The organism is Brevundimonas sp. UBA7507 (genome assembly GCF_002478355.1).
In the GTDB taxonomy this organism is placed as follows: Bacteria; Pseudomonadota; Alphaproteobacteria; order Caulobacterales; family Caulobacteraceae; genus Brevundimonas; species Brevundimonas diminuta_D.
Genome location: NZ_DLNP01000010.1, coordinates 14778 through 34737 on the forward strand (window position 1 = coordinate 14778; position 19960 = coordinate 34737).

At 68.7% G+C, this 19960-nt stretch carries 21 protein-coding genes, 2 tRNA genes and 1 pseudogene; 5 read left to right on the forward strand and 19 right to left on the reverse strand.

Annotated features, from left to right (window positions below; genetic code table 11):
* Window positions 1-147 precede the first annotated feature (147 nt).
* From rpsA to aroA, 5 genes are all read right to left on the reverse strand, one after another.
* Window positions 148-1845, reverse strand: a complete 1698-nt coding sequence (gene rpsA / locus B3D50_RS05735; RefSeq protein ID WP_003165993.1) for a 30S ribosomal protein S1 — start codon at window positions 1843-1845, stop codon at window positions 148-150.
* A gap of 186 nt (window positions 1846-2031) precedes the next feature.
* Window positions 2032-2682, reverse strand: a complete 651-nt coding sequence (cmk, locus tag B3D50_RS05740) for a (d)CMP kinase (protein WP_286950030.1) — start codon at window positions 2680-2682, stop codon at window positions 2032-2034.
* Window positions 2683-2721: 39 nt separating this feature from the next.
* The gene (locus B3D50_RS05745; protein ID WP_286950031.1) at window positions 2722-3012 is read right to left on the reverse strand and encodes a hypothetical protein; all 291 of its coding nucleotides are present in this window, start codon (window positions 3010-3012) and stop codon (window positions 2722-2724) included.
* Window positions 3009-3299, reverse strand: a complete 291-nt coding sequence (locus tag B3D50_RS05750) for a hypothetical protein (RefSeq protein ID WP_286950033.1) — start codon at window positions 3297-3299, stop codon at window positions 3009-3011. The genes B3D50_RS05745 and B3D50_RS05750 overlap by 4 nt, the downstream gene beginning before the upstream one ends.
* The gene (gene aroA, locus B3D50_RS05755) at window positions 3292-4626 is read right to left on the reverse strand and encodes a 3-phosphoshikimate 1-carboxyvinyltransferase (protein WP_286950034.1); all 1335 of its coding nucleotides are present in this window, start codon (window positions 4624-4626) and stop codon (window positions 3292-3294) included. The genes B3D50_RS05750 and aroA overlap by 8 nt, the downstream gene beginning before the upstream one ends.
* A gap of 133 nt (window positions 4627-4759) precedes the next feature.
* Here aroA and B3D50_RS05760 point away from each other — a divergent pair, with 133 nt between their 5' ends.
* The 3 genes from B3D50_RS05760 to B3D50_RS05770 all read left to right on the forward strand — a co-directional run bounded on the left by B3D50_RS05760 (window position 4760) and on the right by B3D50_RS05770 (window position 5594).
* Window positions 4760-5221 carry a TIGR02300 family protein gene (locus tag B3D50_RS05760; protein ID WP_286950036.1) on the forward strand — a complete coding sequence of 154 codons (462 nt, stop codon included), beginning with the start codon at window positions 4760-4762 and terminating at the stop codon, window positions 5219-5221.
* A gap of 131 nt (window positions 5222-5352) precedes the next feature.
* A tRNA-Ala gene (locus B3D50_RS05765) sits at window positions 5353-5428 on the forward strand.
* Between the two features lie 90 nt (window positions 5429-5518).
* A tRNA-Ala gene (locus tag B3D50_RS05770) sits at window positions 5519-5594 on the forward strand.
* 47 nt (window positions 5595-5641) lie between these two features.
* On the opposite strand, the gene B3D50_RS05775 is transcribed toward B3D50_RS05770, so the two are convergent.
* Both B3D50_RS05775 and B3D50_RS05780 read right to left on the reverse strand, forming a co-directional pair.
* Complete coding sequence (locus B3D50_RS05775) at window positions 5642-7258, reverse strand: acyl-CoA dehydrogenase family protein (RefSeq protein WP_286950037.1); 1617 nt, start codon at window positions 7256-7258, stop codon at window positions 5642-5644.
* A gap of 208 nt (window positions 7259-7466) precedes the next feature.
* Entirely contained in the window at window positions 7467-8456 is a 990-nt protein-coding gene (locus tag B3D50_RS05780; protein ID WP_286950061.1) for a rhodanese-related sulfurtransferase, read from the reverse strand.
* Window positions 8457-8644: 188 nt separating this feature from the next.
* Between B3D50_RS05780 and B3D50_RS05785 the strand changes: the two genes are divergently transcribed.
* Both B3D50_RS05785 and B3D50_RS05790 read left to right on the forward strand, forming a co-directional pair.
* Window positions 8645-10336: an MFS transporter gene (locus tag B3D50_RS05785; protein ID WP_286950038.1), complete on the forward strand. Its 1692-nt coding sequence runs from the start codon at window positions 8645-8647 to the stop codon at window positions 10334-10336.
* 153 nt (window positions 10337-10489) lie between these two features.
* On the forward strand, window positions 10490-11770 hold the full coding sequence (locus B3D50_RS05790) for a D-amino acid dehydrogenase (RefSeq protein WP_349680849.1): 1281 nt from the start codon (window positions 10490-10492) through the stop codon (window positions 11768-11770).
* Window positions 11771-11923: 153 nt separating this feature from the next.
* Here the strand turns inward: B3D50_RS05790 and B3D50_RS05795 are convergent, their stop codons facing one another.
* The 12 genes and pseudogenes from B3D50_RS05795 to B3D50_RS05850 all read right to left on the reverse strand — a co-directional run.
* A complete protein-coding gene (locus tag B3D50_RS05795) occupies window positions 11924-12376 on the reverse strand; it encodes a chemotaxis protein CheE (protein ID WP_286950041.1) in 453 nt (150 codons plus the stop codon).
* Entirely contained in the window at window positions 12373-12960 is a 588-nt protein-coding gene (locus tag B3D50_RS05800; RefSeq protein ID WP_128115132.1) for a response regulator, read from the reverse strand. Before B3D50_RS05800 ends, B3D50_RS05795 begins: the two co-directional genes overlap by 4 nt.
* A 3-nt stretch (window positions 12961-12963) precedes the next feature.
* Window positions 12964-13338 carry a hypothetical protein gene (locus tag B3D50_RS05805; RefSeq protein ID WP_003166007.1) on the reverse strand — a complete coding sequence of 125 codons (375 nt, stop codon included), beginning with the start codon at window positions 13336-13338 and terminating at the stop codon, window positions 12964-12966.
* Window position 13339: 1 nt separating this feature from the next.
* Window positions 13340-13885 (reverse strand): chemotaxis protein CheD, encoded by a 546-nt coding sequence (locus tag B3D50_RS05810; protein WP_286950044.1) that lies wholly within the window; start codon window positions 13883-13885, stop codon window positions 13340-13342.
* Window positions 13882-14271: a response regulator gene (locus B3D50_RS05815; protein WP_003166009.1), complete on the reverse strand. Its 390-nt coding sequence runs from the start codon at window positions 14269-14271 to the stop codon at window positions 13882-13884. Before B3D50_RS05815 ends, B3D50_RS05810 begins: the two co-directional genes overlap by 4 nt.
* Before the next feature lie 8 nt (window positions 14272-14279).
* The gene (locus B3D50_RS05820; protein WP_286950045.1) at window positions 14280-15317 is read right to left on the reverse strand and encodes a protein-glutamate methylesterase/protein-glutamine glutaminase; all 1038 of its coding nucleotides are present in this window, start codon (window positions 15315-15317) and stop codon (window positions 14280-14282) included.
* On the reverse strand, window positions 15314-16180 hold the full coding sequence (locus B3D50_RS05825) for a CheR family methyltransferase (RefSeq protein WP_286950046.1): 867 nt from the start codon (window positions 16178-16180) through the stop codon (window positions 15314-15316). The genes B3D50_RS05820 and B3D50_RS05825 overlap by 4 nt, the downstream gene beginning before the upstream one ends.
* The gene (locus B3D50_RS05830; RefSeq protein ID WP_373863225.1) at window positions 16177-16638 is read right to left on the reverse strand and encodes a chemotaxis protein CheW; all 462 of its coding nucleotides are present in this window, start codon (window positions 16636-16638) and stop codon (window positions 16177-16179) included. The genes B3D50_RS05825 and B3D50_RS05830 overlap by 4 nt, the downstream gene beginning before the upstream one ends.
* 28 nt (window positions 16639-16666) lie before the next feature.
* On the reverse strand, window positions 16667-18970 hold the full coding sequence (locus B3D50_RS05835) for a chemotaxis protein CheA (RefSeq protein ID WP_286950050.1): 2304 nt from the start codon (window positions 18968-18970) through the stop codon (window positions 16667-16669).
* 26 nt (window positions 18971-18996) lie between these two features.
* A complete protein-coding gene (locus B3D50_RS05840) occupies window positions 18997-19362 on the reverse strand; it encodes a response regulator (protein ID WP_286950051.1) in 366 nt (121 codons plus the stop codon).
* Window positions 19359-19640 carry an STAS domain-containing protein gene (locus tag B3D50_RS05845; protein WP_286950052.1) on the reverse strand — a complete coding sequence of 94 codons (282 nt, stop codon included), beginning with the start codon at window positions 19638-19640 and terminating at the stop codon, window positions 19359-19361. The genes B3D50_RS05840 and B3D50_RS05845 overlap by 4 nt, the downstream gene beginning before the upstream one ends.
* A pseudogene (locus B3D50_RS05850) lies at window positions 19640-19960 on the reverse strand (chemotaxis protein); the annotation flags it as partial. The pseudogene B3D50_RS05850 and the gene B3D50_RS05845, both read right to left, overlap by 1 nt.

Genomic DNA, 19960 nt, shown 5'->3' on the forward strand with positions numbered 1-19960 from the left:
TTTCGCCGCGCAAGGGGCTCTCGCAGGGAGAAAAAGCCGACAGACGCTGCGATCGATTCCCAGAAGATCGCGCCGATGCGACGCGCAAAAGAAAAAGGGCGGCCGGATCGCTCCGGCCGCCCCTGGATTCCCGTCAGACGGGGAAACCTATTCCTTCGACGCGTTCTTGAGCGCGGCGCCCAGGATGTCGCCCAGCGAAGCGCCCGAGTCCGACGACCCGAACTGTTCGATGGCTTCCTGTTCGTCCTTCATCTCCAGAGCCTTGATCGAGACCGAGACGCGGCGCGTGGCCTTGTCGACGGCGGTGATCATGGCGTCGACGCGGTCGCCCACGGCGAAGCGCTCGGTGCGCTGCTCGTTGCGGTCGCGCGACAGGTCCGACTTGCGGACGAAGGCCGTGACCGGCGCGTCGTCTTCACCGAACTTGACCTCGATGCCGCCGGTCTCGATCGCCGTCACGGTGACGGTGATCTGCTGGCCGCGCTTGTAGGTGTCGCCTTCCATCGGGTCGCCGCCGAGCTGCTTGACGCCCAGGGAGACGCGCTCCTTCTCGATGTCGACGTCCAGAACCTTGGCCTTGATGACCTCGCCCTTGCGGTAGCGCTGGATGGCTTCTTCGCCCGACACGTTCCAGTCCAGGTCCGACAGGTGGACCATGCCGTCGATGTCGTTGTCCAGGCCGACGAACAGGCCGAACTCGGTGGCGTTCTTGACTTCGCCTTCGACGGTCGAACCGACCGGGTGAGCCTCCAGGAAGGCCTCCCACGGGTTGTTCTGAGCCTGCTTCAGGCCCAGCGAGATACGACGCTTGGCGCTGTCGACGTCCAGGACGATGACGTCCACTTCCTGCGAGGTGGAGACGATCTTGCCCGGGTGGACGTTCTTCTTGGTCCAGGACATTTCCGACACGTGGACCAGGCCTTCAACGCCGGCTTCCAGCTCAACAAAGGCGCCGTAGTCGGTGATGTTGGTGACGCGGCCGGTGTACTTGGCGTTGACCGGGTATTTGGCTTCGACGCCGTCCCACGGATCCGACTGCAGCTGCTTCATGCCCAGCGAGATGCGCTGGGTGTCCGGGTTGATCTTGACGATCTGGACCTTGACGGTGTCGCCGACGGCCAGGACTTGCGACGGGTGCGACACGCGCTTCCACGACATGTCCGTGACGTGCAGCAGGCCGTCGATGCCGCCCAGGTCGACGAACGCGCCGTAGTCGGTGATGTTCTTGACGACGCCTTCGCGGATTTCGCCTTCCTGCAGCTGGCCGACCAACTCCGTGCGCTGTTCGGCGCGGGCTTCTTCCAGGATGGCGCGACGCGAGACGACGATGTTGCCGCGCGGACGGTCCATCTTCAGGATGGCGAAGGGCTGTTCCTTGCCCATCAGCGGGCCGACGTCGCGGACCGGACGGATATCGACCTGCGAGCCCGGCAGGAAGGCCGAGGCGCCGCCCAGGTCGACGGTGAAGCCGCCCTTGACGCGGCCGACGATGGCGCCGTTGACCGGGTGGCCTTCGGCGAACACGGCTTCCAGACGGGTCCAGGCTTCTTCGCGGCGAGCCTTGTCGCGGCTGATGACGGCCTCGCCCAGGGCGTTCTCAACGCGCTCCAGGTAGACTTCGACGTTGTCGCCGACCTTGGGCAGGACGGCGCCTTCGCCCTGGCCGAACTCGCGCATGGCGATGCGGCCTTCGGTCTTCAGACCGACGTCGATGATGACGATGTCTTTTTCAATGCCGACGACGCGGCCGTGAACGACCTGGCCTTCGCCGAGGTCGCGGCCTTGCAGCTGTTCGTCGAGCAGGGCGGCGAAATCGTCGCGGGTGGGGTTGAGGGTTTCAGTCATGGAAACTCTTGAGGTTGATGAAAGGCGAAACGCACACGGCCGAGCGGACATGCGCGAATGGGTGAAAACAAAAAGGAAGTCAGGTCGTCACGAAACGAGGCCGGGCGCGCAGCAATGCGCACGAAGAGAAAGCCAGAACGCCCGCGGCCGTCGAGGAGATCGGAGCGTTGGATTCGCCCGGCGGGATCAGATCCCGGCCCTGGCTCGCGCCGCCTCGACGATACGGCGGGCCGCATCGAAGGCGGCCTCTATACCCAGATCGGTCGTATCCAGCAAGACGGCGTCGTCCGCCTGGACCATGGGGGCGTCGTCGCGACCGGCGTCGCGGGCGTCGCGGCGGCGGATATCCTCCAGCATGTCCTCGAAGGCTATGACCTCGCCGCGCGCGGTCAGCTGCTTCCAGCGGCGCTCGGCGCGCACCTCGGGGCTGGCGGCGATATAGAGCTTGGCCGGAGCGTCCGGCGCGATCACCGTGCCGATGTCGCGCCCGTCCAGCACCGCCCCGCCCGGTTGGGCGGCGAAGTCCTGCTGCAGCTTCAACAAGGCCGCGCGCACCCCCGGATGGCTGGCCACGCGGCTGGCCGCCTCGCCCGCCCCGCGGTCGGTCAGGCGGGGGTCATCGCTCAGACCGACGAGGTCCAGCGCCCGCGCGGCCTGCGCCGCCGCCTCGGCGTCGCCCAGATCCGCGCCCGCATCCAGCACCGCCAGACCCACGGCGCGATACAACAGGCCCGTGTCCAGATACGGCAGGCCGTAGTGGGCGGCCAGGCGCGCGGCGATGGTGCCCTTGCCCGAGGCGGCGGGGCCGTCGACGGCGATGACCAGGTTCTTGTTCAAATCAGAGTTCCTTCAAAGCGCTGCCGCGCCCTGTGCTTCTCACGGCTTCGGCTTCAGGACGCAAGCGATCCAGAAGCATCCGAGCCCGAAAGCCAGCAGAACCGCGCTGGACGCCAACATGGTTCCTATGCGCCGCCGGAACAGATGGGTCGCGACCGCTTCCGACAGGTCCAAGGAAGCGTGGCCGTCCATACGGCCATCAGCCAGATCCAGCATGCCCTCGCCGAAGAAACCGAGCGCGAACAACAAGAAGGCCGCGGCCAGAACCAACAGACCAACGCCAAGCGCCTTGAACGCCACATAGGGCGGAAGAGAAGGCTGCGCCGTCATCGCCCCACGCCCCGCTTCCGCACGTCCTGAAAGGCCAGCGCCAGGCAGAAGACGGCGAAGCCGACGCCCGCCAGAACCGAAACGCCGTAGAAGCCGTTCAACGCCCAGAAGACCAGCGGCCTGTCGCTAAGCGCCACGTCCGGCCCCTTGCCGTGACGCAGCAGCCCTGTTTCAAGCGCACGCCACACCTCCGAGCCGCCCTTGTAGCTGCACCAGCCCACGAAGGCGGCGGCGAGGACGAATTGCAGCCAAGACCAGAGCCCGGACGTCTTGCGGGTCTCAGCCACCCTGGCCGATCTCCGCCCCCAGCCCGTTCATCATCTCCACGAAGCCGGGGAAGCTGGTGGCGATCATCTCGGGGTCGCGGACCGAGACGGGCTGTTCGGCGGCCAAGCCCAGCACCAGATGGCTCATGGCGATGCGGTGGTCATGGGCGGTGTCGACGGTCGCGCCGCCCTTCACCGGGCCGACCCCGACGGTGCCGGTGACGATGAAGCCCTCCGGCTCCTCCTGCACCTGAACGCCGCAGGCCGACAGGCCCGCGACCATCAGGGCGATGCGGTCGCTTTCCTTGACGCGCATCTCGCCGATGCCGCGCATGACGGTGCGGCCCTCTGCGAAGGCGGCCGTGGCGGCCAGGATCGGATATTCGTCGATCATGGAAGCGGCTCGGTCTTCGGGAACCACGATGCCCTTCAGCGCCGAATGACGCGCGGTGACGTCGCCGACCTCTTCGCCCCCGGCCATGCGGCGGTTGGCGATGGTCAGGTCCGCGCCCATGTCGAGCCAGGTCTGGAACAGGCCGGTGCGCAGGGGGTTGAGCATCACCCCCTCGACCGTCACCTCGGAGCCCGGAACCACCAGCGCCGCCGCCAGAGGGAAGGCCGCCGAGGACGGATCGCCCGGCACGGCGACGTGGGTTCCCTTGAGCTTCTGTCCGCCCGACAGGCGGATGCGCCAGCCGTCGCCCTCTTCGATCACCTCGACCTCGGCGCCGAAGGCGCGCAGCATCCGCTCGGTGTGGTCCCGGCTCTTCTCCGGCTCGACCACGACGGTCTCGCCCGTCGCGTTCAGCCCGGCCAGCAGGATGGCCGACTTGATCTGGGCCGAGGCGACGCTCTGGACGAAGGTCACGCCCTTCAGCCCGCCCCCGTGCAGGGTCAGCGGCACCCGGTCCTCGGCCGCGTTCCAGTCGAAACGCGCGCCCATCTCGGCCAGCGGCCCGGCGACGCGCTTCATCGGCCGCTTGCGCAGGGAGGCGTCGCCGTCGAACGTCGCCGTCAGCTCATAGCCCGCGACCGCGCCCATCAGCAGGCGCACCCCGGTCCCGGCGTTGCCGCAGTCGATGACACCTTCAGGCGAACGCAACGGCCCGCGCCCCTCGACCCGCCAGCGCCCCTCGCCGATCCGCTCGACCGAAGCGCCCAGCGCCTGCATGGCGCGGCCGGTGGCCAGGATGTCGTCGCCTTCCAGCAGCCCCTCGATCTCGGTCACGCCCTCGGCCATGCCGCCGAAGATCAGAGCCCGGTGCGACATCGACTTGTCGCCCGGCGCGCGGACCACGCCTCTCAGCCCGGAAACGCGGGACGCGGTGAAGGTCTGGGGAGTGCTCACCCTGGTGCAGGCTCCGAATGTCAGGAGGGCCGCGCAGGCGCGGAAAAGAAGGCTTTTGACAGCGGCCCCCGCCGGTGGCAAGGGAGCCGCCCTATTTCCGATTTTCCCTTAAACCCGCCGAAGGTCTAATCACGTGGCCAATCCCGAACTGGGCCAAAAGCAGGTCTGCCCGAACTGCCAGGCCAAATTCTACGATCTGAACCGTCGCCCGGCTCGCTGCCCCAAGTGCGACACCGAGTTCGATCCGATGGAAGAAGCCGTCCGCAGCCGTCGCGTGCGTCGCGGCGCCGGCTACGCCGCTGACGAAGAAGAGTCCGAAGATCAAGTCGCCGACAAGTCGGTCGACGGCGACGAGGACGAAGAGGACGCCGAAGGCTCCACCCCCGAAATCGACCAGGAAGGCCATGAGCCGATCCTGACCCCGGACGACGACGACGGCGAGCCCGGCGGCGACGACGCCGGCATGGGTTCGTCCGACGGCGACGATGACGACGACGTCCTGGGCGACGACGACGATTCCGTGCCCTTCATCGAAGACGAAGACGACGACGACCTCGACGAAGAGCTGGCCAAGCCGTCGCGCGACGACGACTAAGCAGCAAGGTTCGGAAAAATAAGCGGAAAAAAATGTGTCAGACCCGCTTGATCTTCAAAACGGCCTGACCTAGTTTCCGCGCCTCGCCGGGGGGCGACATTCTCTCCCCGGCGGGACCGACCGAAAGGTTCGGGGCTATAGCTCAGTTGGTAGAGCGCTTGAATGGCATTCAAGAGGTCAGCGGTTCGACTCCGCTTAGCTCCACCATCGAAGGCCTCGCGGAACGCCGCGGGGCCTTCGTCCTTTCCAGGCGCTTTCGCTTGATCCGGTCGACGACATAACCAAGCCGAAAGGTTCGGGGCTATAGCTCAGTTGGTAGAGCGCTTGAATGGCATTCAAGAGGTCAGCGGTTCGACTCCGCTTAGCTCCACCACCGAAGGCCTCGCGGAGCCCCCGCGAGGCCTTCGTCCTATCCGGGCTTCAAACCGGCATCGCCCGCTCCAGCACCGCCCGGTGATCCGCCTCGACCTCATAGGCCCCATAGGCCATGCCGCGCGGACGCAGACGAAGGGCGATGAAGGCCTCGGCCGAGGGACTGTCCATCTCCAGCAGGGCCGCCGCCTGGGCCGCCAGCGCCAGACGTTCGACCGCCAGACGCGCCCCCGCCTCGCTCGCCGTCACGTCCAATCCGGCGGTGAAGCGGTCATAGTCGGCGGACTTCCCGGCCTGCGACGCCAGCCAGTCGCGCAGGGCCTCGACGGCCTCCGGCTCGCGCCCAGCCGCGCGCAGCACGTCCAGGGCGATGACATTGCCCGAGCCTTCCCAGATGGCGTTCAGCGGCGACTGGCGGAACAGGCGCGGCATCGGTCCCGTCTCGACATAGCCCGCGCCGCCCAGCGCCTCCATCGCCTCATAGACTAGGTTCGGCGCGCGCTTGCAGACCCAGTATTTGGCCACCGGCGTCAACAGACGCCCCACGGCGTCGTCTGCGTTGAAGGTGGCCGCCAGCCGCATCGACAGGGCCGTCGCCGCCTCGCTCTCCACCGCCAGATCGGTCAGGACGGCGGCCATCATCGGCTGGTCGATCAGCCGCTTCTGGAAGGCCGTTCGGTGCGCCGCGTGCCACGCCGCCTGGGCCAGCGCCCCGCGCATCTGCAACGCCGAGCCGACCACGCAGTCCAGCCGCGTGTGCTGGACCATGCGGATGATGGTGGCGACGCCCCGTCCCTCTTCGCCCAGCCTCTGAGCCAGAGCGCCGTGATACTCGACCTCGGACGAAGCGTTGGAACGGTCGCCCATCTTGTCCTTCAGCCGCATGACGCGGAAGCCCGCATTGCGCGTCCCGTCCGGCAGCCAGCGCGGCAGAATGAAACAGGTCAGCCCGCCCGGCGCATAGGCCAGCGTCAGGAAGGCGTCGCACATCGGCGCTGAACAGAACCACTTGTGCCCGGTCAGGGAATACCAGCCGTCCTCGCCGACCGGCTCGGCGCGTGTGGTGTTGGCGCGCACGTCCGATCCGCCCTGCTTCTCGGTCATGGCCATGCCGATCGTCACGCCCGACTTCTCGCTCGCCGGACGCACGGCCGGGTCATAGCGGCCGGACAACACGCCCCCGATCCACGGATCGCCCACGGCCGGATCGGCCTGAAGCGCCGCTGCCGAGGCGTAGGTCATGGTCATGGGGCAACTGGTCCCCGAATCCGCCTGCCCGGTCAGGAACAGGACGGCCGCGTGCAGCAGATGCCCGTTCGGCGTCCCGTCCCAGGCGCCGGCGGCGAAGCCTGCGCCCAGCCCAAGGTCCATCAGTTGATGATAGGCGGGATGAAACGTCACCTCGTCGATACGCCGGCCATAGCGGTCGTGGGTGTCCAGCACGGGCGTCACCCGATTGGCCTGCACGCCCCAGTCGATCACCTCGGCCGAGCCGCAGCGGCGGCCCAGATCGCTCAGCCGCTCGACATGCCCCGCGCCGCCCCAATGGCGCACGGCGTCGTGCAGCGCCCTGTCCCCAGTGAACAGGTTGACGTCATCCAGCGGAGGAACCTGATTGGACACCTCATGGGTGTCGAGACGCTCGACGGGACGCAAGGCGGACATGGGAGGGCCTCCTGACTGAAGCGAGGCCGGGAGGATGGCATGGGCGGGCTCCGGCCGCGACCCTCTCCCGATGGGAGAGGGCTTGAGCGCACGAGAGCGAAGCGATCGTTCTTGCGCGAAAGGGGGAGGGTTCACGGCTGAAGTCGGCCAACGGCCGTCGCGCGACGGCTTACGCCGACTGGCGGGACAAGCCCCTCACCCTTTCGCCTTAACCAATCGCCTTCGGCTCTTGGAGGCTCAAGCCCTCTCCCGCCGGGAGAGGGTTGACGAAGGTCGCCCCCACGTGCGCCACGCCCCTGGCGCGGGCGATCTCCATCTGTTTCTGGCGTTCGGCGTAGCCTTCGCGCTGGACCTGATCCCGGCTGTCCCAGCAGCGGTCGCAGGACACGCCCTCGACATAGCGCGCGGAGCGACGCCCCTCAGGGCTGACCGGCATCCGGCACCCCCGGCACAGGGTGTGGTCTCCCTCGACGAGCCCGTGCCCCACGGCCACCCGCTCGTCGAAGACGAAGCACTCGCCGCGCCACAGGCTTTCCGGCTCCGGCACGGTCTCCAGATACTTCAGGATGCCGCCTTCCAGGTGATGCACATCGCGCACACCCTCGGCCTTCAGGAAGGCGGTGGCCTTTTCACAGCGAATGCCGCCGGTGCAGTACATGGCGACCTTGGGCGGGGTCGGTCGGTCCAGCAGGGCGCGCCCCTCGGTGCGGAACCAGTCGGCGAACTCGCGGAAGGTGCGGGTGTTGGGCTGGACCGCGCCGGCAAACGCGCCGATCTCGCCCTCATAGTCGTTGCGGGTGTCGATGATGACCGTGTCCGGGTCGGCGATCAGAGCGTTCCAGTCCTGGGCCGAGACATAGGTTCCCACGCCCTCGACCGGGTCGATGTCGGGCTGGCCCATGGTGACGATCTCGGCCTTCACCCGCACCTTCATGCGGTGGAAGGGCATGGCCTGGGCCGTCGAGTACTTCAGCTCCAGCCGCTCGAACCCCGGCAGGGCGCGCACGCCGTCGATGACGCGGGCGATGTCGGCTTCCGGCCCGGCGATGGTGCCGTTGATCCCCTCGTGCGCCACCAGAAGCGTGCCGCGCACCTGCGTCCCGCACAGGTCCAGCAGGTGCAGACGCAGCGCCGCCGGGTCGGCCACCGGCGCGAAACGATACAGGGCGGCGACGGTGAAAGGGGTCGAGGACGACATCGGGGGAACGGCTGGGACGGTCACGACCTTCCTATAGCGTCCCGCCGCCGCCCTCGCGACGCCAATAATCCGGAACCCAGAGTGACCGCTTCCCGGCTTGCTTCCCCCGTCGAAGCCGTGTGGACTGCCCGCATGGTCGTCGTCGGTTCCCGCTTGCTCCATATCGTCCATGCGAGGGGACGCCCCGCATGAGTTCGACCGACGCCCCCGCCGCTTCTGGGCCGCCGTCCGTCCCGCCGGAACGCCCCTCGGCCCTGGCGCCGCTGCGGCATCCGATCTTCCGGGCGGTGTGGATCACCAGCCTGGTCACCAATTTCGGCGGCCTGATCCAGTCGGTCGGCGCGGCGTGGATGATGACCTCCATCGCCTCGGCGCAGATGGTCGCCCTGGTGCAGGCGTCGATCACCCTGCCGATCATGCTGCTGTCGTTGGCGGCCGGGGCGCTGGCCGACACGGTGGACCGGCGCAAGATCATGCTGGCGGCCCAGACCTTCATGCTGCTGGTCTCGGCAGGGCTGGCGGCGATGACGTGGATGGGCTGGATCACGCCCTGGGTGCTGCTGACCTTCACCTTCCTGATCGGCTGCGGCACGGCCTTCAACGGCCCGGCGTGGCAGGCGTCGGTCGGCGACATGGTCCCGCGTGAGGATCTGGCCGGGGCCGTGACCTTGAACTCCATGGGCTTCAACATGGCCCGCAGCGTCGGCCCGGCGCTGGGCGGCATGATCGTGGCGGCGGCGGGCGCAGCGGCGGCCTTCGCCGTCAACGCCGTCAGCTATCTGGGTCTGCTGGTCGTGCTGTTCCGCTGGAAGCCCGAGCGGCCCAAGCAGACCCTGCCGCGCGAGGGCCTGCTGGCCGCCATGGCGGGCGGGGTGCGTTACGCCTTCCTGTCGCCGCGTGTTACCGCCGTGCTGCTGCGCGCCGTGGTGTTCGGCGTCGGCGCCAGCGCGGTCCAGGCCCTGATGCCCGTCGTCGCGCGCGAAGGCGGCGGCGGCCCCCTGGCGTTCGGTCTGCTGCTGGGATCGTTCGGCATCGGCGCGGTCGGCGGGGCGCTGTTCGTCGGGCGTCTGCGCGCGAAATACGAGACCGAGACCATCGTCCGCGTCGCCGCCCTGGCCTTCGCGGCGGCGGCCCTGGGCCTGGCCTACATCCCCTGGCTGGCCGTCACCCTGCCCGCGCTGATGCTGGCGGGAGCGGGCTGGGTGCTGGTGCTTTCCAGCTTCAACGTTACGGTCCAGATGTCGGTACCGCGCTGGGTCGTGGCGCGGGCGCTGGCGCTGTATCAGATGGCGGCCTTCGGCGGCATGGCGGGCGGCAGCTGGCTGTGGGGCGGCCTGGCCCAGACCTATGGCGTCGACGTCGCCCTGGGCGTTTCGGCGGGGGTGCTGGTTCTGTGCGTGCTGATCGGGCTGCGCGTGCCCCTGCCCTCGACCGCCAACCTCAATATGGACCTGCTGCGCCGCTGGACCGAACCGCAGACCGCCCTGGCGATCGAACCGCGCAGCGGGCCGGTGATCGTCTCCATCGCCTATCGCATCCGCGAGGAGGACATCGACGCCTTCCTGGCCCTGATGGACGAGCGGCGTCGCATCCGCCGCCGCGACGGCGCGCGTCAGTGGCGCCTGATGCGCGACCTGGCCGAACCCGAGATCTGGGTCGAGAAGTATCAGACGCCGACCTGGCTGGACTACATCCGCCACAACCAGCGCATCACCCACGCCGACGCCTCGATCAACGAGGGCATCCGCGCCCTGCACCAGGGGCCGGACAAGCCGGTCGTCCATCGCATGATCGAGCGCACCACAGCGCCCCTGGCCGCCAATCTGCATGGCGATCGCCACTACGGCGAGCCTCTGACCGACCCGACCCGATCCTCCTAGGCCAAGCTTGTCGCGCCTGACCGATATAGCGAGCAAATAATCAACCGTGATCGGCCGAACACAGGCAGTCCTTATCAACGTCGTCGATATTGCGGCGCACACAAACTCCGACTTGCGCGACCGGCGCAAAATCTGGTCTAGGAGGCCACGCGTCTGGTTCGCGTAAGGTCAAGTCCTATGAAGATCGCAATCCTCGGCGCCGGCGTCATCGGCGTGACCACCGCCCACTACCTGGCCCGTCAGGGGCACGAGGTGACCGTCATCGACCGCCAGAGCGGCCCGGCGCTGGAGACCAGCTTCGCCAACGCGGGCGAGATCTCGCCCGGCTATTCCTCGCCCTGGGCCGCGCCCGGCATTCCGGCCAAGGCGGTGAAGTGGCTGTTCATGCGCCACGCCCCGCTGATCCTGCACCCCCAGATCAACGCCCCGACCGTGCGCTGGCTGCTGGCCCTGCTGCGCAACTGCACGTCGAGCCGCTATGCCCTGAACAAGGCGCGCATGGTGCGCCTGGCCGACTACAGCCAGGTGGTGCAGACCGAACTGAACGAAGAGCTGGGCCTTGAATACGATCACCGCACCCAGGGCACGCTGCAGTTGTTCCGCACGCAAAAGCAGCTGGACGGCATCTACAAGGACACCGAAGTCCTGCGCGAAGGCGGCGTCCCGTTCGAAGTGCTGGACCAGGACGGCTGCATCCGCGCCGAGCCGGGCCTGAAGGCCACGCGCGACCTGTTCGTCGGCGGCCTGCGCCTGCCGCGCGACGAGACCGGCGACTGCTTCAAATTCACCAACGCCCTGGCCGATCATGCGACGGCCGCTCAGGGCGTGACCTTCCAGTACGGCACGACCATCCAGGGCCTGATCGCCGAGGGCGGCCGCATCACCGGGGTCAAGACCGACAAGGGCGTGGTCACGGCCGACGCCTATGTGCTGGCGCTGGGCTCCTACTCGCCGCAGATGGTCAAGCCGCTGGGCATGACCCTGCCGGTCTATCCAGTGAAGGGGTATTCGATCACGGCCCCGATCATCGACGAGCCCGCCGCCCCTGTCTCGACCATCATGGACGAGAGCTACAAGGTGGCCATCACTCGCCTGGGCGACCGCATCCGCGTCGGCGGCATGGCCGAGATTTCGGGCTACAACAACGTCCTGCCGGAACAGCGCCGCAACACGCTGGAGCATTCGGTCGGCTCGCTGTTCCCCGGCGCGGGCGACCTGAAGGCGGCCAGCTACTGGTCCGGCCTGCGCCCGATGACCCCGGACGGCACCCCGGTCATCGGCAAGACCAAGCTGGACAACCTGTTCCTGAACACCGGCCACGGCACCCTGGGCTGGACCATGGCCTGCGGCTCGGCCCGCGTCATCGCCGACATCATCGACGGCCGCGCCCCGGAGATCGAGTCCGCCGACCTGGGCATCGCCCGCTACGGCTGACCGGACCCTTCTCCCCTTGCGGGAGAAGGTGGCCCGTCAGGGCCGGATGAGGGGTCTCTCCGAAATCGAACGAAGGGTTGCCACGCCAAGGCCCCGCAACCCCTCATCCGTCTCGCTTCGCGAGCCACCTTCTCCCACAAGGGGAGAAGGAACTCAGGCGCGCGCCTTCACCGCTACGGCCTTCAGTCCAACCAACAGATGATCCGTGGCCGCATTGCGTTCGCAACCGGCCTTGAGGATCAGCCGCAGAGCCTGAACGTGCACCTGAACCGGCGGCCAGTCCCAGACGCCGGCCGCCACCATTCGATCCGCCACGTCGGCCAGGCTGTAGGCTGCGTCGAACAGCGAGCCGGTGTCGAAGAAACCCGCCAAATCCAGAATGCGCGACGCCAGTCGATAGACCTCGGCGGCCGACGCCTCCGACCGCGCGGCGCATAGGCCTTCCAGCTCCGCGACAGCGGCTTCGATCTCGGCCATGACCTCGGCCTTGTGGCGGCCCAGGCGCTCATTGGCGCGGCGTTCGACATCCGCCAGGGCGCGACCGCCTGGCTGAGCCATCTGCTGCGCCAGAGACGTCCTGATCTTCTGCGTCCGAACCTCGCTCACAGCGACACCCTCTGCGGCTTCAACAGCATGTCGATGTCGGCCTGATCCATGTTTTCCTCAACCGCATGGCCGACATGGGCCGACAGGTCGCCCTTGCGTCGCCCGGCCATACCGACCGGCGGCCCGAAGTTACGCACCCGGCGATCGGGGCCGACGTAGGTGGCGCACTCAACGAACTCGCGCTCGTCGCCCGCCAGCCACAGGATGCGCTTCAGCAGCACCGCAGGCGTCAGAGGCTTGGCGACCACGAAGCTGACGCCGCAGTCGCGCCCTTCCTGAACCTTGGCCTGCGAGGCGTGGCCCGTCACCAGGATGACGGGGGTGTAGCGCAGGGGCGCAGGCGTCTCGCGCCGCAGCCAGCGGGTGAAGGCGTAGCCGTCCATCTCCGGGTCGCCGCAGTCGATGACGATCAGATCGACCGGGCGCTGTTGCAGGATTTTCACCGCCTCGACGGCCGAGGGGCATTTGATCTGCTCCTTGACGCCGAAGCCCTGGAAGATCGAGCCCAGCATGTCGAGCGCCTGCGGCGCGTCGTCCACCAACAGGACCGTCGATTGCTCCAGATTGATGCGGTCCTCGGCCATGATTCAGAACAGGTGCAGCACGCCCGCCGTCGCGACGGGCTCGGTGTCGTCAGCGTCCGCGATCGGGGCCGCGCCGGGCCGGGCGCGGTGCGCCGTCTCCTGCATCCGCTCGGCCATCTCGGCCAGGGGCAGGGCGGCCAGGGCGGTGTCCATCGGCTGATCGTCGGCCACGGCCTGGGCCAGGCCCGACAGGGCCTCGATGCGCTGGGACAGGACATCGAAGCTCTGGCTGCGCGTCAGATAGCCCAGCCGCGCCTCGGCCGGCAGTTGGCGCAGGACTTCGGACACCAGGCCGCCCGCCGCCTCGATCTCGGCGCGGATGTCCGCCAGCTCCGCAGCCATGGCGGCCAACAGATCGCGGTTGTCGTTCTCGCCCATGTCAGAAGAGCTCCAGATCGCCGGTCGCGACGGACGGCGGCGGCGGCGTCGCGGGCGGCAGGATCGCGCCGTCCGTCACCACGCGCTGACGCGCCCGACCGCTGACCGGCCAATAGTGAATGCGGCGCCCGCCCGCGCCTCTCAGACTACGGCTGACGACGGGGATGCCCTCATCGGCCAGGAATTTCTCGGCGAAGTCGGCGTTGGCGGCGCCCACGTCGCTGAGGCTGTCGAACATGCGGCCGCCGCCGAACAGCTTGGCCTCCAGCCGGTCGCGACGCCCGCCCGCCTTCAGCACGTCGTTGATCAGCACTTCCATCAGATAGGCGCCGTAGCGGCGGCTGGCGTCCGTTCCCGATCCCGCCCCTTCGGGCAGCAGGAAGTGGTTCATGCCCCCCACCCCGGCCGCCGGATCACGCAGGCACAGGGCCACGCAGCTGCCCAGAACCGTCGTCAGCACGACATCGGGATCGGACGACACGTAATGATCGCCCTGCCCCACGTGCACGCGCCGCTCCACCGGCTCCTGAGCGGCCGCGCCGATCACGTCAGCGTGCCGAAAACCGCTTCCAGCTTCTCTTTCAGCTGGGCGGTGGTGAAGGGTTTGACCAGGTAGTTGTTCACGCCGAACTGCACGGCGCGCTGGACCAGTTCGCGGTCGGCCCGGCCCGTCAGCATGATGAAGGCCGTCTTGGAGATCGGCGGGTGCGCCCGGATGGCCCGCAGCAGGCTGAGCCCGTCCAGGTTCGGCATGTTGAAGTCCGAGATCACCAGATGCACCGGCTGGACCAGCAGGGAGCGCAGGGCCGCCTCGCCGTCCGGCGCCTCCTCGATGTCGCGCACCCCGATCTGCTGCAGACTGGCGCGGACTAAGGAGCGCATCGTCAGCTGATCATCGACGACAAGGGTGCGAATGGCGGAAGCGGCGGGCATGAACGTCCTTACGCGACAGACTGGGGCGCGCCCGAACGGGCGGCGCAGGATTCGAGAATGGCCAAGGCCATGCGGGACAGCGGCAGCTGGCGCTCGACGGCGCCCAGCTCAAAGGCGGCGCGGGGCATGCCGTAGACGACGCAGGACGCCTCGTCCTGGCCCAGGGTGCGGGCGCCGGCCTGACGCATGGTCAGCAGGCCCTTGGCCCCGTCCTTGCCCATGCCGGTCAGGATGACGCCCGTCATCGGCCGGCCCAGCTGGGCGACCGACCCGAACAGCACGTCGACCGAGGGGCGGTGGCCGTTGACCGGATCGGCGACGACCAGGCGGCAACGCCCGCCCGACACGGCCAGATGAGCCTCGCCGCCCGGCGCGATGTAGACATGGCCCGGCTTCAGCGGCGCGCCGTCCTCGGCCTCGCTGACCGTGGCGGCCGAGACCTTGTTCAGGCGGGCGGCGAAGCTTCTGGTAAAGCTGGCGGGCATGTGCTGGGTGACGACCGTCGCCGGGCAGTCCGCGGGGAAGGCCGACAGAATGGTCAGCAAGGCCTCGACCCCGCCCGTGGACGAGCCGATGGCCAGCACATGATTGGGGTCCGCGTGATAGACGCCCTCGTGTTCCCGAACCGCGCGATCCTCCAGCGGACGAACACGCGACCGCGCGGCGACCTTCACCTTCTCGGCCAGGTCGGCGAAGGCTTCGGCGGCGGGCACGCCCGGCGCGGGCTTGGCCACGGCGTCGACGGCGCCGACCTCCAGCGCCGCCAGGGTCACGTCGGTCCCCGCCTGGGTCAGGGTCGAGACCATGACCACCGGCATGGGCCGCAGCCGCATGATCTTCTCGAGGAACTCCAGCCCGTTCATATTGGGCATCTCGACGTCCAGGGTGATGACGTCGGGGTTCAGCTCCTTGATCTTCGTGCGCGCCTCCAGCGGATCGGCGGCCGTGCCGACCACGTTGATCTCAGGATCGCGACGCAGGACGGCGCTGATCAGGCTGCGCATGGTGGCGCTGTCGTCCACCACCAGGACCGAGACCGCGCTCATGCCCCAGCGCCCTTGACGTAGGTAGTCAGGCCGGCCGGTTGCAGCTGTTGCGCCGCCGGGCCCGTCACCCGCTCGGAATGGCCGATGTAGAGGACGCCGCCGGGGTTCAGGATCGGCGTGAACCGCCCCCAGACCCGCTCCTGGGTCGCGTCGTCGAAATAGATGACCACGTTGCGACAGAAGATGACGTCGAAGCGGCCGCGCATCGGCCAGTCGCCGATGAGGTTCAGCTCCTTGAACGCCACCAGACGGCGCAGCGTCGCATCGGCGCTGAACCGGCCTGGCGTGCCCGCGACCGGCGTGAAATGCTTGCGCGACGCGGCCGGGACCGGGGCCAGCAGGTCGTCGGAATAGACCCCCGCCGCGCCCTCGGCGACCATGTTGGGGTCGATGTCGGTGGCCAAGATGCGCACGTCCAGTTCCGCCGCTTCCGGCAAGACGTCCAGCACCGTCATCGCCATCGAATAGGGCTCCTGCCCGTTCGAGCAGGCGGCCGACCACAGGCGCACGCGCCCGCCCGCGCGCGCCTTGGCGGCCAGTTCCGGCATGACCTTGTCGCGCAGGTGATCGAAGTGGTGCGGCTCGCGGTAGAAGCGGGTGACGTTAGTGGTCAGGGCCGCCATCATCGCCTGGCGCTCGTCCACGCCCTCCACGCCGTCGATCAGGGCGCAGTAGTCGCGGAAGCTGCGCAGCCCCAGCACGCGCAGCCGCTTGGCCAGACGCGAATAGACCAGCGCCGCCTTGCCTTCGCTGAGGGCGATGCCTGCGTGAGCGTGCAGGGTCTGGGCGATGTGGCGGAAATCCTCGGCCGTGAAGACGAACTCGCCTTCGACCAGGGCTTCGCGCCCGGCGACGGTCGTCATGCGGCTTCGGCCTCGCCTTCCGGCAGGACGTTGTTGAGGTCGATCAGGCTGATCATGCGGCCGCCCTCGACAGCGAAGATGCCCTTGACGAAGGACTTCACCTGTTCGCTGGCCACGTCCGGCGTCGGCTGGATGGCCGCGTCCGACAGCTGCACGATGTCCGACACCGCATCGACCAGCAGGCCGACCAGGCGCGAACCGACATGGGCCACCATGATGACGTGCCGCTCGGTCGGCTCGTTCGTGGCCAGGCCGAAGCGCGCGCCCAGGTCGATGATCGGCAGCACCACGCCGCGAAGGTTGATGACGCCCTTCATATAGGCGGGCGAGCGCGGCAGGGGCGTGGCCGGGGTCCAGCCGCGGATCTCGCGCACGCTCATGATGTCGACGCAGAATTCCTGCTCGCCGATGCGGAAGGCGATCAGCTCGCGGTCGGTCCCGGCGACGTTCGGGGTCAGGGTCTGTTGTTCAGTCGAGGTCATGGTCTCAGCTCGCCATTTGCAGGTCGGAACGCGACGGGGTTCGGGAACGCTTGGCGGTCACAAGGGCGTCGATGTCGAGGATCAGGGCCACGCGGCCGTCGCCCAAAATGGTGGCGGCGGCTACGCCCTCGACGTGGCGGTAATGGGTTTCCAGGCTCTTGATGACGACCTGGCGCTGGCCGTGGATGGCGTCGACCAGCAGGGCCGCGCGCTGGCGGCTTTCGGTCTCGACGATCATCACCACCCCGCCCTTCAGCTCGGTCGGGGCGTCGCGGAAGCCCATCATCAGACCGACGTCCACCAAGGGCACGAAGGCCTCGCGGAAGCGCAGCACGGGATCAACGCCGCCGACGTAGTGGATGTCCCCCTCGTTCGGGGTCAGGCTCTCGACGATGGCGGCGAGCGGCGCGACCAGGGTCTGATCGGCGGCGCCGACCACCATGCCGTCCAGCACCGCCAGCGTCAGCGGCAGGCTGAGGGTGAAAGTCGAGCCCTTGCCCGGATTGGAGGTGATCGAGATGCGCCCGCCCAGCGACTGGATCGAGCGGCGCACCACGTCCATGCCGACGCCGCGGCCCGACAGGTCCGACACCTCGGTCGCAGTCGAGAAGCCGGGCAGGAAGATCAGGTTGTCGATCTCGTCGTCCGACAGCACCGCATCCTCAGCGATCAGGCCGCGCTCGACGGCGATGCCCTTCACGCGCGGACGATTGATGCCCTTGCCGTCGTCCGAGATCTCGATGACGATCCGGCCCGAGCGGTGCAGGGCGGCCAGACGCACCGTCCCCTCTTCCGGCTTGCCCGCCGCCAGACGGTCCGCCGGACTTTCCAGCCCGTGGTCGATGGCGTTGCGCAGCATGTGGGTGATCGGCTCGGCCAGGCGCTCGACCACGGTCTTGTCGACCTCGGTGTCCTCCCCGGATGTGACCAGCTTCACCTTCTTGCCCGTGGCCTCGGCCGCCTCGCGCACCAGGCGCGGCATCCGCTGGAACACCGACTTCACCGGCTGGGCGCGGATGGCCATGACGCTGTCCTGAATCTCGCGCGTCAGCAGCTCCAGATCTTCCAGACCCAGGCCGATGTCGGACGAGCGGGCCAGGCCGCTTTGGGTCACGCGCTGGGCCAGCATGGCCTGCTGGATGACCAGTTCGCCAACCGCATTGATCAGGCGGTCCACCCGCTCCAGATCGACGCGGATGGTCACGGGCGCCGCAGCGGCGGGGGCCGTCGCCTGCACAGGCGCCGGAGCAGGCGACGCGGGCGCAGGCTTGACCGGCGGCGGCGCGACCGGCGCGGCGGGCGGAGGGGTCACGGGCGCGACGGCGACAGGCGCGGGCGCCTCCGTCGGCGCGGCGCCGACCGAGGCCAGCAGGGCGGCGATGTCCAGTTCCGGCGCGGCCGCGCGGGCCAGGGCCGAAGCGTCGCTTCCATCCTCGTCGGCTGCGGCGGCGGGCGCGGCCTCGACCGAGACCGCATCGCCCAACGGCGTGACGCTCAGATCGCAATCCATTTCCACAAAGTCGAAGACCTCGCGCACCTCGGCCTCGCTGACGTCGGCGTCCAGTTCGATGGTCCAGATCAGATGGCTGTCGGTCGGCTCCAACGCGTCCAGCAGCGGCAGGCCGCTGTCGTCCATCTGCACCCGCGTCGGGCCCAGGCGGCCCAGTTCGCGCAGCAGCAGACCCGTCTCATTGGCGCTGGCGTAGAGGCGCGGATGCGGACGGAAGACGACCCTCCACCCCTGCGACGCGCTCGGCGCCGACAGGTCGGGCAGCGGCGCCAGGGCGGCCAGGTCGGGCAAGGGCGGCAGGTCCGGCAGGCCCGCCGGAGCATCGAACGCCCCAAGGTCCATGGCGACGGGCGTGAAGCCGAAGTCGTCCTCTTCCGGCTCGGCCGCCGCGACCGGCGCGGCCCCGCCGTAGGTCAGGGCCTCCAGCTCGGCGACCAGACCGGCCGAGCGCACGGGATCGACGGGCGCGCCTGCGCCGCGCGCGGCGGCGACGTGGTCGGCCAGCACGTCCGCGGCGCGCAGCAGGGTCTTCACCGTCGGCTCGTCGCACGGCTTGCGGCCCGAGCGCAGCTCGTCCATCAGCGTCTCGAAGACGTGGGCGAAACGGACCAGATCTTCCAGCCCGAAGGCCCCCGCCCCGCCCTTCACCGAATGGACGGCGCGGAAGACGGCGTTGATGACCTCGATATCCGTCGACCCGGACTCCAGCGTCAGCAGATTGCCTTCCAGATCGGCGAGCAGCTCCTCGCATTCCTGGAAGAAGGTCGCCTTGATCGCCTCGAACGGATCGTCGCTCATCGTCTCAGTTCCTCAGTCCCAGGTCGTCAGGCCGCCACGCGGCGCACGGCGTCGACCAGACGCACGGGGTCGAACGGCTTGACGATCCAGCCGGTGGCCCCGGCCTCGCGGGCGCGCTGCTTCTTGGCGGCGTCGCTCTCGGTCGTCAGGACCAGCACGGGGACGGCGCTGAACGCCGGGTCCGCCCGCATCCCCTCGATGAAGCCGAACCCGTCCAAGCGCGGCATGTTGATGTCGGTGATGACGATGTCGGGGTTTTCGGCCTGCAGCACCTCCAGCCCGTGGACGCCGTCCTCGGCCTGGACCACGCGATAGCCCGCGTCCTTGAGCGCCAGCATCAGCATGTCGCGCATGGTGCGTGAATCATCGACGGTCAGAACGGTCTTGGTCATTGGGAGGCGTCCTGTGCGGAGAGATCAGAGGGCGAAGCGCCGAAGGCGCTCCATTGGGTCGTCAGCGCCTCGGACGCATTGACGAAGGTCAAGGCCTGGCCATCGGCGCGCCAGGTGCGGATCGCCGACAACAGCAGCTGAAGGCACAGCCCGCCCAGCCGCTCGACGGTCGAGCCGTCCAGCGTCAGGGCCTGACCGCGCGCCGCCAGAAGCTCGCCCTTCAGCGGCTCGGCTGCGCGCAGGTCCAGAACCGGCGGCAGAACGACCGTGGCCGTCATCAGAACTCCTCCCAGCCGTCTTCGATGGCTTCAGGCTTCAGGGCGGCGCCGCCGCGTCCCATGGTCTTCAGGGCGGCGACCGTCTCGGCCACCGGCTGCGGCTTGCGGGCAGGCGCGGGCTCGGCGGCGACCGGGGCCGGCTTGGCCTTCGGCGCCGAGACCGGAGCGCGAAGCTGAGCGACGGCCTGCGTCGTCTGCCTCACCTTGAAGTGCGCCACCGAGGCGGCCAGTACGTCGGCCTCCTGGGCCAGCGAATGGCTGGCGGCGGTCGATTCCTCGACCATGGCCGCATTCTGCTGCGTCACCTGATCCATCTGGTT